General features: G+C 31.1%; 9 protein-coding genes. 1 reads left to right on the top strand and 8 read right to left on the bottom strand.

Features of this window, described 5'->3' with window-relative positions; genetic code table 11:
* Positions 1 to 65 precede the first annotated feature (65 nt).
* The 6 genes from mglC to COL3_RS19135 all read right to left on the bottom strand — a co-directional run bounded on the left by mglC (position 66) and on the right by COL3_RS19135 (position 9527).
* Positions 66 to 1292 (bottom strand): galactose/methyl galactoside ABC transporter permease MglC, encoded by a 1227-nt coding sequence (gene mglC / locus COL3_RS19160; protein ID WP_008428676.1) that lies wholly within the window; start codon positions 1290 to 1292, stop codon positions 66 to 68.
* 75 nt (positions 1293 to 1367) lie between these two features.
* On the bottom strand, positions 1368 to 2867 hold the full coding sequence (locus COL3_RS19155; protein WP_008428677.1) for a sugar ABC transporter ATP-binding protein: 1500 nt from the start codon (positions 2865 to 2867) through the stop codon (positions 1368 to 1370).
* Positions 2868 to 3022: 155 nt separating this feature from the next.
* Positions 3023 to 4090, bottom strand: coding sequence for a galactose ABC transporter substrate-binding protein (locus COL3_RS19150; protein ID WP_008428679.1), 1068 nt, complete (start codon positions 4088 to 4090; stop codon positions 3023 to 3025).
* 261 nt (positions 4091 to 4351) lie between these two features.
* Positions 4352 to 6058 carry a methyl-accepting chemotaxis protein gene (locus tag COL3_RS19145; protein ID WP_008428681.1) on the bottom strand — a complete coding sequence of 569 codons (1707 nt, stop codon included), beginning with the start codon at positions 6056 to 6058 and terminating at the stop codon, positions 4352 to 4354.
* A 298-nt stretch (positions 6059 to 6356) separates the two neighbouring features.
* The gene (locus COL3_RS19140) at positions 6357 to 8063 is read right to left on the bottom strand and encodes a methyl-accepting chemotaxis protein (RefSeq protein WP_008428683.1); all 1707 of its coding nucleotides are present in this window, start codon (positions 8061 to 8063) and stop codon (positions 6357 to 6359) included.
* A gap of 48 nt (positions 8064 to 8111) precedes the next feature.
* Positions 8112 to 9527: a bifunctional diguanylate cyclase/phosphodiesterase gene (locus COL3_RS19135; RefSeq protein ID WP_008428685.1), complete on the bottom strand. Its 1416-nt coding sequence runs from the start codon at positions 9525 to 9527 to the stop codon at positions 8112 to 8114.
* Between the two features lie 397 nt (positions 9528 to 9924).
* Here COL3_RS19135 and COL3_RS19130 point away from each other — a divergent pair, with 397 nt between their 5' ends.
* Positions 9925 to 10524 carry a tyrosine-type recombinase/integrase gene (locus tag COL3_RS19130; RefSeq protein ID WP_008428696.1) on the top strand — a complete coding sequence of 200 codons (600 nt, stop codon included), beginning with the start codon at positions 9925 to 9927 and terminating at the stop codon, positions 10522 to 10524.
* 90 nt (positions 10525 to 10614) lie between these two features.
* On the opposite strand, the gene hydG is transcribed toward COL3_RS19130, so the two are convergent.
* Both hydG and COL3_RS19120 read right to left on the bottom strand, forming a co-directional pair.
* Positions 10615 to 12033 (bottom strand): [FeFe] hydrogenase H-cluster radical SAM maturase HydG, encoded by a 1419-nt coding sequence (gene hydG, locus COL3_RS19125; protein ID WP_008428697.1) that lies wholly within the window; start codon positions 12031 to 12033, stop codon positions 10615 to 10617.
* Positions 12034 to 12128: 95 nt separating this feature from the next.
* Complete coding sequence (locus tag COL3_RS19120) at positions 12129 to 12380, bottom strand: TM1266 family iron-only hydrogenase system putative regulator (protein WP_008428699.1); 252 nt, start codon at positions 12378 to 12380, stop codon at positions 12129 to 12131.
* Positions 12381 to 12675: the final 295 nt, after the last annotated feature.

Genomic DNA, 12675 nt, shown 5'->3' with positions numbered 1-12675 from the left:
TCTGATGAAAAATAATCATGGCATTTTGGACTTGTTATTTTCTTTCATGTGCCTTATGGGCAAAATTATTTTCTTCTATATTTAGCCATATCAATAGCAACAGCTACTGCAATAATTATACCTTTTATAACTTGTTGCCACATAGGACTTACAGCTATAAATTGTAATCCGTATTGGATAACAGTAAAGATCAAAACACCACTTACTATACCACCAACTTTACCAACACCACCATTAAGTGAAACACCACCAACAACGCAGGCTGCTATTGCATCAAGTTCATAACCATTACCATAGTTATTTGTTGCTCCAGCTGTTCTAGCTGCTTCGAGCACACCTCCAACACCATATAAAAGTGATGCAAAGATGAATATTCCCATGATAGTTGCAAATACGTTAACTCCAGAAACTACAGCTGCTTCACGGTTACCACCAATAGCATATACATTCTTACCAAATATAGTTTTGTTTAGTATAAACCAAACTAAAATGATGAATACTATAGCAATAGGAACTAAGATTGATATTCCTGGGAAACTTCCTATTTGGAATAACTTTGTTTGTCCAAGTGCTATAAAGTCTTCACGAATACCACCTATTGGTTGCGACTTATTTGGAGGCATATCAAAATATAGTGACGTTACACCATATACTATAACTTGTGTTGCAAGTGTTGCAATAAATGGGTGCATATCATATTTAGCTACTAAGAACCCATTAAGTACTCCAAATAATGCACACGCTGCAATTGCTAATAAAATCGGAATAATAACTGCTAGCTGTGGCAAACCTGGGAAAAATCTATTTGCATAATCAGGATTTTGTAGCATTGATGTTGAAATTACCGCTGCAAGACCTACCATACGTCCTGCTGATAAATCCGTACCAGCAATTAATAGTGTAAAACAAATTCCAAGAGCAACAATCATTCTTGTCGATGATTGTGTTAAGATATCTAAAAATACAGCATATTGCATAAAACGTGGTTGAATTATCATTATTACAACTACTAAAACCAATAGTGCTATAATAATCGCATTATCTGTTAAAAAATGTTTTACAGTTTTAGCCGAAAAAACCACATCCATATCTGCATTTTTCTTATCAAAAAATTGCTTTGCTCCATAAATAACTAACGCTAAACCAACTCCACCCACATATATAGGTAAATCATAAATTACATCTGGATCTAAAATAATATTAAATAAAATTCCGAGTATCACGAAAAAAGCGCCAATACCTAAAAATATCTTACCAAAATCTTTTCGCGAAACTATCTTTTCTCCATTCATATTATATACCTCACTTTCTTTCTCCTACTAAAAATCATTTGTTACTAAAATTACACTTGATAAAGGAGATATCTATTATTGCATAAACTTTGTAGCAAGATTCATAACCTTTACTGAATCTGCTTCACTTTGTTCTAAAATTCCAGTAACCTTACCTTCACACATAACCATAACCCTATCTGCCATTCCAAGTAATTCTGGCATTTCAGAAGAAATCATGATTATCGATTTACCTTTCTTAACCAATTCATGCATGATAGAATAAATTTCGTACTTAGCTCCAACATCAATTCCTCTCGTAGGCTCGTCCAGTATAAGAATGTCTGGATTTGTAAGAAGCCAACGTGCAATTAGAACCTTCTGTTGATTCCCCCCTGAAAGATTTTGAATTAATTGTTCCATACTTGGTGTTTTAGTTTTTAATTCTTTATTTGATTGTTGAGCTACCTTATATCTTTTTCCATCTTGCAACACACCATATTTTGCATAATCTTTTTGACTTGCAATTACTGTGTTATCTAAAATTGAAAGAATTCCAAATATTCCGGTTGCACGTCTTTCTTCAGTTAAAAGTGCAAATCCATTATTTTTTGCATCTCTTGGAGTTTTAATTTTAATTTCTTTTCCATCCTTTTCTATAACTCCAGATTGTATTTCGCGAAGTCCAAATAAAGCTTCTACTAACTCTGTACGTTGCGCACCAACAAGTCCACCTATTCCTAATATTTCTCCTTTATATAATTCAAAATTTACATTTTGAAACGATTTGCGTACTGGAGAGCTAAGGTCTTTCACCTTTAATACAGGCTCCTTAGTTGGTGTATATGTTCTTGGTGGAAATCTGTTAGTCATATCACGACCAACCATACGATTTATAATTAAGTCTGTAGTAAGTTCTTTTGCTGGCCAAGTCCCTACATACTGACCATCTCTCATAATTGTAACTTCATCTGATATTTTAAGAATTTCTTCCATCTTGTGGGATATATATATAATTGCACATCCCTTTTCCTGCAATCTCTTTATTATTTTAAATAAGTGCTTAGTTTCATTTTCTGTTAATGATGAGGTTGGCTCATCCATAATAATTATTTTTGAATTATAGCTAACAGCTTTTGCAATTTCAACTAATTGAAGACTAGATGCTGAAAGTTTCCCTGCTAATACTTCAGGATTTATATCTAATTCGATTTCTTCAAACAATTCTTTTGTTTTTTTAATCATAGTTTTCTTATCAACGGCAATTCCCTTCATAGGAAATCTGCCAAGCCAAATGTTTTCCATAACTGGACGGAAACGAATTGGGTGCAATTCCTGATGTATCATTGATACGCCTAAATCCAATGCTTGTTTTGAAGTATTTATCTCCATTTTCTTTCCATCTAATATGATTTCTCCACCATCTTCATGATAAATACCAAAAAGGCATTTCATTAAGGTTGATTTTCCCGCACCATTTTCACCCATTAGTGCATGAACACTTCCTCTACGCACTTTGAGTGTTACATTATCTAGTGCTTTTACGCCTGGAAATACCTTTGTTATATTATTCATCTCCAGTACATATTCACCCATAAAGCCATCCTCCTTTTTTATTGATTAATAATTAACGATGAATAATGAATGATTTAGGTTGAAATTACTGCGTAATTTCTTAAATTTCTATATTTTTTAGAAATTACTTCGTAATTTCTTCCTTAATCATTCATAATTAATTATTCATTATTAATTTATTTCATATAATTTTTGTAGTTGTCTTGAGTTACTTTTACGTAGTTGATCCATACATATTTTCCATCAGTTACATCATAACCAATGTTATCTTTATTGATTTCTTTACCTTGTGCAGCTGCTAAAGCAATATTTACAGTTGCCTTACCTTGGTTTTCAGCATCATTTAATACTGTTCCAAGAAGTGATCCTTCTTTCATAGCTTGTAATGCTGGTGCAGTTGCATCAACTCCAACTACTGGAATATATTTGCTTGCATCACCTTTGTTATATCCTTCAGCTTTTAAAGCTTCTACTGCACCAAGAGCCATATCATCATTGTTACAAAGAACAGCTTCTATTTTGTCAATACCTTGACCTGTTATAAACGCTTTCATAAGGTCTGTAGCTTTTGCTTTATCCCACATTGCTGTATCAGCAGCTAATTTTTGGGTCTTAAATCCAGCAGCTTCAATAGCCTTTATAGAATATTCTGTACGAAGAGTAGCATCTTGATGTCCTGGTTCACCTTGAAGCATTACATATTGTATTACGCCATCATGATTCTTATCTGCTTCTGGATGCGCCTTAAAGTAATCAGCTATGATTTCACCTGATAAAGTTCCTGATTGTTCAGCCTTTGCACCTACATACCAAACCTTATCATAACTATCCATATCAGCTTTTTCTGGTTCACGATTTAAGAATACTATTGGAAGTTTCTTTGCTTTTGCCTTTTCAATAATTGGTCCAGCAGCAGTTCTATCAACTGGATTAATTGCTAAAGCGTTTACACCTTTTGTAATAAAAGTATCAACTTGCTCATTTTGAGTAGGTTGTTTATTTTGAGAATCCACTAATTCAATTGTTGAATCTTTATCTTTAGCTTGTGCTTCCATTGAAGAACGAACACCTGTCATAAATGTATCATCAAATTTATAAATAGCAGAACCAATTAATACCTTTGAGCTATCTGCTTTTTTACCTGCATCAGCACTAGATCCTGATCCGCTTTTACATCCTACCACTGTAGCCGCAACTAAAGTTGTAGTCATAACAATTGCTAATAATTTTTTAATCTTTATCATTTTTACCCCTCCATATTCTTGTATAAATCCTCAAATAAATATCAATTATTTATTTGTAATTCGTTTACATTCTTAATTATAAAGACTTTACGAATTTCTCTCCATACGAAATTCTTCACACTTTTATCGAATTTCTTAGATACTAATTAAAATAAGTGAGATAAGACGAATAAACTCCATAATAAAAGAAAGTATAAACACTAACGTCTATACTTTCTTTTAATTTACATATCTATTGTTATCTCCAGCTGTTCATAACTGCTAAATTTTAAATTTTTGTATCATTTCATTAAGTTTTTGAGCAAGCTCAGCTTGGCCTTGTGCAGTTTCAGATACTTGCTCTATGGCTTTAGTAGTTTCATCTATGCTCTCTTTTATTGTATCTACTTCTTCATTATTTTTTTGCGCTGTCATTGCCATATCTTGTACGACCTCACTTACTTGTCCCACGGTAGCTGTAATTTCTTCTGTCATTGATGCAATTTCTTCTGACATTTTGCTTACAAAACTTGAATCACTGTGATATTGTTTTCCTGTTTCCCTATAAGCATTAAATTGCTCATTTACTTCCTCATTTATGAACTTTAATATATCATTTCCAGTTTCAATACTGTTGTTAAACGCATCTTGAACTTTCACAATTGTTTCTTGAATAGCAGTTACTGCCTGAGAGGATTGTTCTGCAAGCTTTCTAACTTCTTCTGCCACCACAGCAAATCCCTTGCCTTGCTCTCCTGCTCTAGCTGCTTCAATAGCAGCGTTTAATGCTAATAAATTAGTCTGTTCTGCTATGTCTCCAATTGTATCAGCCATAATTTTAATACTGTCCACAACTTTTCCATTTTCAATAACTTGTAACATCTTGTTTTCTTTTTCAGAATATAATTCTTTTGTTTGCTCTAAAGCATTTTTGCTATTCTGTTGGACTCTTTCAGCTCTTTCCTTAGATTTATTTGCATTACTGCTGCCTTCCATTGCCTTTTCAGATAGTTCATTAATATTCGAGTTTACTTCCTCAACAGATGCACTAATTTCTTCCGATGCTGCACTAGATTCCTGCATACCAGCAGATATATTATTTATAGCTTGGTCAATGCTTATTGCTTTTGAAGCCAATTCCTCTGCAGTAGCGGAAAGCTCCTCACTCGATGCACTTATATCCTGTGAATTTTCCATAATTTCCTTAACTAATATGTTTATATTTTCTTGGGCCTTATTTAATGCAATAGCCGTTTGTGCAAATTCATCTTTTCTTGTAATAGTTATTTGGGTTGAAAAATCATATAAAGCTAATCTCTCAGCAAAATCTTTTATCTTTTTCAAAGGCGCATTTATATTCTTGGATATTATCAGACCGAGGACAATTGCAACAATAAAGCCTATGCAAGTTAATACAGTCATAGTTATATTTGAAGAATTATATATTAAAGCAATGTTTTCATCTGCAGATTGTGCATCTTTCAGGTTTACTTCTATAACCTTGTTAAGACTATTCATCATTTCGTTTTCTATAGGCTGCATTGCTGCAAATCTGTCCTGAGCTGTGTTAAAATCGCTTGAATCTACAGCCTTTATTATCCCTTGTCTAGCATCTCTATATTTGGTTAAATTACTTTGAAATTCTGCAAGAGCTTTCTTTTCCTCTTGTGTATCGGCTAGTTTTTGATACTCAGACATATATTTATTATCTTCATCTACCTTTTTATCAATATCCTTTTCCGCTTCAGCTACCTTTGCCTTATCTTTTTCGTAAATTATAGTAAGTATATCTGCTCTAATTTCAGACATATTTGCTTTAATAGATAAATTTTCATTTATACTTTGTAGATTTTGATTATACATATTATCAGCATTAATATTTACTTTTTTTAAAGATGTCCCTCCAACTATACCTACGATACTAATTACTATAGCAACAGCTAAGAATGATAAAGTTAGCTTTGCCTTCACGCTTTTTATTATGTTCATACAATACTCCTCTTCTCTTGTTTAACTTATAAACTACTATAAATATTAAGCAATTTTTTATCCTTTAATTTTATCGGATTAATATCTTAATTTTATTATAATATATATAGGAATATATGTAAATTACTCTGAAATAGAGTAAAAAACAATAGAATCGGACTCATTTGAACTAATGTGTTTATTTCTTCTATAGTATTATAGAAAATAAAAAGAAAGTATAGGTTTCAAAATGCTATACTTTCTTCTGGTAAATCCATATAATTCTTTAATAATTATTGTTTATAAAATTCTTGTAAGCCTAAATTTTAAATTTTAGTATCATTTCATTAAGTTTTTGAGAGAGCTCAGCTTGGCTATGCGCTGTTTCTGCAACTTGTCCTATTGCCTTAGTAGTTTCATCTATACTTTCTTTTATTGTTTCTACTTGTTCATTAGATTTTTGCGCTGTAACAGCAACTTCCTGCACAACTTCGCTAACTTGTCCAACAGTTGCTGTAATTTCTTCTGACATAGAAGCGATTTCTTCTGACATTGTACTCACGAAGTTCGAATCATTATAGTATTGATTTCCTGTCTCTTTATATGCATTGAATTGCTCATTAACTTCGTTATTTATGAATCTTAAGATATCATTTCCAGTATCTATACTCCTATTAAACGCTTCTTGAACTTTTGATATTGTTTCTTGAATAGACATTACCGCCTGAGACGATTCCTCTGCTAATTTTCGTACTTCCTCAGCAACTACAGCAAAACCTTTACCTTGCTCTCCTGCCCTTGCCGCTTCAATAGCAGCATTTAAGGCCAATAAATTGGTTTGTTCTGCTATTCCGCCTATTGTATCAGCCATTATTTTTATACTGTTTACTACCTTCCCATTTTCAATAACCTGTAACATTTTGCTTTCTTTTTCAGAGTATAGCTCTTTCGTTTGCTCTAAAGCATTTGTACTTTTTAACTGAACTTCAGTAGCTCTCTCTTTAGATTTATTTGCGTTGCTGCTACCTTCCATAGCTCTATTTGAAAGTTCTAAGATACTAGCATTTATTTCTTCTACTGATGCACTCATTTCTTCAGATGCAGCACTAGATTCCTGCATATCCACTGCAATTTTATTTATTGCTTCATCTATGCTCACAGTTTTAGAAGCAAGCTCTTCAGCTGTGGCTGAAAGTTCTTCGCTTGATGCGCTTATATTTTGTGAATTCTCCATAATTTCCCTAACTAGTATGTTGACATTTCCTTGGGCTTTATTTAAAGAGATACCAGTTTGTCCAAATTCATCTTTTCTGGTAATAGTTATTGGAGTTGAAAAATCATATTGTGCTAACCTCTCTGCATATTCTTTTATCTTGTTAAGAGGGGTAGTAATATTCTTTGCTACAAACATCCCAAGTGCCATTGCAATAACAAATCCTAGTAAAGTTAATATAAGTATAGTAGTATTCGAGTTCTTATATGTTGAATTAATATCACTGTTGGCTTTATCTGCTAAGTTCAGATTTATTTCTATAATTTTATCAAGACTGCTCATCATTTCATTTTCTATTGGCTGTAATATAACAAATTGATTTTGTGCTTCATTAAAATCGTTAGATTTAGCTGCATCTATTGTTTTTTGTCTTGCATCTCTGTATTTTGTAACATTATTTTTAAATTCCGTAAAAGTCTTTTTTTCATCCTCAGTAGCAGTCAATTTTTCATATTCAGCTATATATTTATTATCTTCTTCTACCTTTTCAGCAATATTTTTTTCCGCTTCCGCCACTTTTGTCTTATCTTTTTCATACATTATAGTTAATATTTGCGAATTAATTTCTGACATATTTGCCTTTATAGATAGGTTCTGTCTAATACTTTGTAAATTGTTGCTATACATGCCTTCAGCATTGTTATTTACTTTCCCTAATGAAATTCCCCCAACCAAACCTACTATGCCAATAATAAAAGCGATTATTAAAAATGATAAGATCAGTTTAGTTTTTACTTTCCTAAATAAATTCATCTAATATTTCCTCCTTAAGCTATAGTTATTGTTACATATTTTATCAATTTAATTATCATAGTTACTTAATAAATTCTCCATTTGCAGCTTGGGAAGCGGCTTACTAAAATAAAACCCTTGAATTATATTACATCCTAATTCTGATAATAATTTCACTTGCTCCAGTGTTTCTACACCTTCAGTTATTATCTTATATTTCAAATCCTTAGATAGATTCACAATATTCTTTATTAAAATTTTATTTTTATAGTTTTTAATATTGTCAATAAATGCTTTATCTATTTTTAGCGTATTGACTGGAATATTCATTAAGTAACTTAATGAAGAGTATCCTGTTCCAAAATCATCAATTGCAATACTGATTCCCTTATTGATAAGCTCATTTAGAACTTGCACATTTTCTTTGCAAGCATCTATCAGAGTTCCTTCTGTTATTTCTATTTCAACTAAATTAGGTGGAATACCGTATTTGACGCAATAATTTAACAAGGTATTTTTAAATTCTTTTTTTCTCATTTGAATCGGAGAAACATTAATAGAAATATTACTGAATTTATAACCTTCTTCCTTCCAGATAGACACTTGTTTTAAAGCCGTATCCATTACCCAATTTCCAATTTTATCTATATATCCGGCATCTTCAGCTATTGGAATAAATTCAGCCGGGGAAACACTTCCTAGTTTATAACTATTCCATCTTAACAGTGCTTCCATTCCTATAATCTCATTATTTAAAATATCAACTTGCGGCTGATAAAAAATATCAAATTCATCCCTGGTAATTGCATTTTTCAATTCATTTTTTATTAATATTTTTCTATAATAACTATCTAAAGCGTTTTGATTAAAAAAAGTATATGTGCCTTTACCTATATTCTTAGATTTATAAATTGCAAAATCACAAAATTTTAATAATTCATCAGCGTTTAGACTATTTTCTGGAAATAATGCTATTCCCATACTTGTTGTAACGTATATTTCTTCATTTATTATTTTAAAAGGCTTCTTTAGCTCACTATAAATCTTTTCACATATTTTCTCGATCTCTTCTAACTCATTATATTCGTAAAGTATAATTACAAACTCGTCACCATTTAATCTTGATAAGTGTCCTCTTTTTCCAATGCAACGATATAATAATTTTGAAAGTGACTTCAAAATTAGGTTGCCCACATGATATCCAAAATTATCATTAATAACCTTATAGTTATCTAAATCCAAATAAATAATCGCACCTTTTTTATTGTTAATTTTGTTCTTCTTCATGACAAAATTAAGCTTCTCAAAAAAATAAACGCTATTTGGTAGATGCGTAAGTAAATCATACTTACCTAAGAATCTTATATGTTTTAGTTGAATTGAAATTTTATATGTACTTTTAGTTATCTTAAGATTATTTATTCTTTTATCTTTAAACTTGGAGATATATTCCTTGTCTAGTTTGAACTCTTTAACTCTATTCATAAACTATTTCCTCTTGTTTAATAAATTTATTCATATACTATTTTGAAATTATCACCTTTCTTTTCATATCATTTCTAAAATAATTAAGCTTTATATTGATGTAACTTTTTTCCTCTTGATTCAGAAAACTAAACTACTATAATATTTATTGGAACATAATAAATATTTTGTCTAATTACCTTAGATGAAATTTTATTATATCAACCACAAATATGAAAACTTTGAATATTTTAGTTTTTAAATATGACTTTATGTGATGATTTTTATCTATTTTTGCGTTATTTTACTCGGTTTTAATGGACTTTTTACATAATCTTTACATATATTACATTCTATATTATAATAAAATTAGACAAAATATTTATAATGTATTATTATTTTGTGAAGGGGAATATAGATGAGAGCATCTACAGAAACTAAAATCAAATATTTAACACAAAAGGAAGCAATATCCCTATTTAATGCAATAGAAACTTCTGGTTACTTACATTCAATTCGTGACTTAGCAATATTTAGATTGGCTTACAGATGCGGTCTTAGAGCTTCAGAAATTTCATTATTGAAATTAGAAAATTACAATGCTCTTAAAGGCGAAATATATTGCAAGCGTTTGAAAGGTAGTAAAAATAATACTATTCGACTTGATGAGAAAACAAAAAGTGCACTAGATAACTACATAAATGAATATAATATAAAATATGAATCTCAGATTATTTTTACAAGCCAGAAAAATAACCCAATTTCACGTCAAACTCTCGATTACTTAACAAAAAAATATTGTTCAATGGCTAAAATTGAAGATAAATCAAAACATCATTTTCATGCCATTAAACACACTACAGCTGTCCATCTTGCGGAGTGTGATATGGATATTAAGGAACTTCAATGGTGGCTAGGACATAAATCTGTTTCTAATACAGAAATATACTTTCAATTTACTACAAAACAACAGGATAGAATGTACGCTAAACTTGAAGGCAAAAGTGAGATGGTATAATTTTGTTAGTCTCTTAAATGGGAAAAGGAGACGTGTTCTTAAACCAAACACGTCTCCTTTTTATTTTACTAATAATTTTGGCTACATAATTTAAAATCTAAAATCACGTTTTCCTTTATTTAGATCTTCAAGATTTTCTATTACAATCTTTTTAACTTTTTCATTTGGAATGTTAGGAATTTCATTTTTTATTACTTCTTCACCTTTTCTTCTTGTATCTTCTGAGGCGTAATCTTCTAAATATTCCTTAAGAGTCATAAGTGCATTTGGCTGACAGCAGTTTGCTATTTGCCCTGCTTTTACAAGCTGCATAAATCTATCACCTGTTCTTCCTTCCCTATAACAGGCAGTACAGAAACTTGGAATATGTCCCTTTTCAAGCAGCCAGTTTACTATTTCATCTAGAGTCCTAGTATCACTTACATCAAATTGAGCAGAATTTTCTTCTTCTTTTTCTTTTTCGGCATATCCTCCAACACTTGTAGATGACCCTCCACTTATTTGAGAAACTCCTAATTCAAGTACTTTTTCTCTTGTTTTCTGAGACTCTCTTGTCGAAACTATAAGACCTGTATATGGAACTGTAATTCTTAATACTGCAACTATTTTAGCAAATATTTCATCTGAAATTGCATTAGTAAATTCATCTGGATTTATATCATCAGCTGGCCTTATTCTTGGTACACTTATAGTATGTGGTCCAACTCCCATAGCAGCTTCTAAATGTTCTGCATGCATTAATAGACCAACAAAATCATATCTGTACATATTTAATCCATATAACACCCCTAGACCAACATCATCAATTCCACCTTCCATGGCTCTATCCATAGCTTCTGTATGGTAAGCATAGTCATGCTTTGGTCCTGTCGGATGAAGTTCTTCATATGTCTTTTTGTGATATGTTTCTTGGAATAAGATATATGTTCCAATCTCTGCATCCTTAAGTTTTCTATAGTTTTCAACAGTTGTAGCCGCGATATTTACATTAACGCGTCGTATAGCACCATTTTTATGTTTTATGCTATAAATTGTCTTTATACTTTCTAGCACATACTCAAGTGGATTGTTTACTGGATCTTCTCCTGCTTCTAATGCAAGCCTTTTGTGACCAAGATCTTGTAGAGCTATAACTTCCTTTTTAATTTCTTCCTGAGTAAGCTTTTTTCTTGTTATATGTTTATTCTTGTAATGATATGGGCAGTAAGTACATCCATTTACACAGTAGTTGGAAAGGTATAAAGGTGCAAACATCACTATTCTATTTCCATAGAACTTTTGCTTGATTTCTTTAGCAAGCTTGTATATTTTTTCGTTTTCCTCATCTAGTTCACATTCTAATAGGACCGCTGCTTCTCTATGGGTAAGACCTTTAAATTCTTTAGCTTTTTCTAATATTTCATTAATTAGTTTCTTGTTATTCTTATTTTGTTTAGCATATTCAAGACTTTCTAATATTTCTCCATCATCAATAAACTCTGTTGCTACTTTTGATTTTACATTATACATTTCTCTACGCTTCTTTCTTTAATTGGATTTTTAATTATTATTCGCTCTGAACTAAAACTTTCATTTTATTATCCAATTTTGGCAAACACGACATCTTATTTTGCAGTTTTAGAATACATTGTCTTAACGTTTATACCTTCAATCATACCAAGCTTACCTGATAATGAACTTATAACATCATTGGTGGCATCTATAACTACACTTATTATCCCAACATTTTTCTCCCTATAAGGTATTCCCATTCTTCCAACCATATACTTTGAATATTCATGCAAAATACTGTTTAACTTATCTGTTGAATTCATGTCTTCCACTATAATTCCTATCAATGCGATTCTTGTTTCCATCTTCTTTATTCCTTCCAAAAACAAAATATCTGTATTTTACGTATTCATTCAAAAATAAATCCTTGCACAAAAATGCGCAAGGATAGTGTATTATCTCTCTAATCTATAGTACCGCCTTGCCATTTGGGACGAACCCTCATGTATTTCAGAACGATTTAATTTTAGAAGTCTTTCTTCTTGGGAATTCCCTTAAAGTTAGACTACATCTTAATTTTAACACAAATATATCTTAGGCACAATCAAAAAAATAACAAGTCCATTTGCCAGCCTATTTTCCATCATCAAAGGAGGTTAA

Source organism: Clostridium sp. LS (assembly GCF_002760435.1).
In the GTDB taxonomy this organism is placed as follows: Bacteria; Bacillota; Clostridia; order Clostridiales; family Clostridiaceae; genus Clostridium.
The sequence above is the reverse complement of the archived record's forward strand: the minus strand, read 5'-3'. Positions and strand labels throughout refer to the sequence as shown.